The sequence below is a fragment of the Oleiphilus sp. HI0128 genome (genome assembly GCF_001635365.1).
The window spans coordinates 1-964 of sequence record NZ_LWGG01000365.1; the positions used below are offsets into that span (position 1 = coordinate 1).

Sequence of the window (964 nt, forward strand, 5' to 3'; positions counted from 1 at the left end):
GTTATCATCTCCATCGTGACTACCATCGTCGTCACTATCCGCTAACAGTGGGTCCGTACCTTGAGCCGCTTCATTCTCATCGGATACGCCATCGTTATCATCATCTAAGTCACAAGCATTACCCTGACCATCCTGATCAGTATTCTCCTGGTTCGCGTTAACGATTAATGGGCAATTATCGACTAGATTTTCAACGCCATCACCATCAGAGTCCGGATCACACACATCACCAATCTGATCCCCATCTAGATCAAGTTGGTCAGCATTCTCCTTAACCGGGCAGTTATCACTAGCATCTTCAATCGAATCGTTGTCATCATCGTTATCACAGGCATCGCCTTGTGCATCATGATCAGCGTTCTCCTGAACTGGGTTTGCCACCGCAGGGCAGTTATCTACCGTATCTGGAATACCGTCCTGATCTTCATCAGCAGTACAAACATCACCCACTCCATCTTCATTGGCATCAGCTTGATCATCATTCGGAACCGTTGGGCAATTATCCGCATCATCATCAACAGCGTCATTGTCATCGTTCAAATCACAAGCATCACCTTCAGCATCATCATCTGAGTTACGCTGATCAGCATTAGCAATTGCTGGGCAGTTATCGACACCGTCATTGCTACCATCATCATCAGAATCGGCATCTGTAGGTGAAGTACCCTGAGCTTCTTCCATGGTGTTCAATACACCGTCACCATCACTATCAATGTCGCAGGCATCACCTTGGCCATTGCCATCGGCATCTTCCTGGCCTGCATTAGCAATCAGCGGGCAATTATCATCACCATCATTTTCGCCATCGTCATCTGTATCAGCATCAGTCGGGTCGGTGCCTTTTGCATTTTCCTCCGCGTCGCTTAGACCATCATTATCATCATCATGGTCACAAGCATCACCACCATCTGATTCAGAATCAGAGTTTTCCTGATTACTGTTAGCGTCAATTGGACAGTTATCG

At 46.9% G+C, this 964-nt stretch carries 1 protein-coding gene; it reads right to left on the bottom strand.

What is annotated here, in order from left to right; all coding sequences use genetic code 11:
- On the bottom strand, positions 1-964 hold a 964-nt coding region (locus A3763_RS04580; protein ID WP_197482765.1), incomplete at both ends, for a thrombospondin type 3 repeat-containing protein.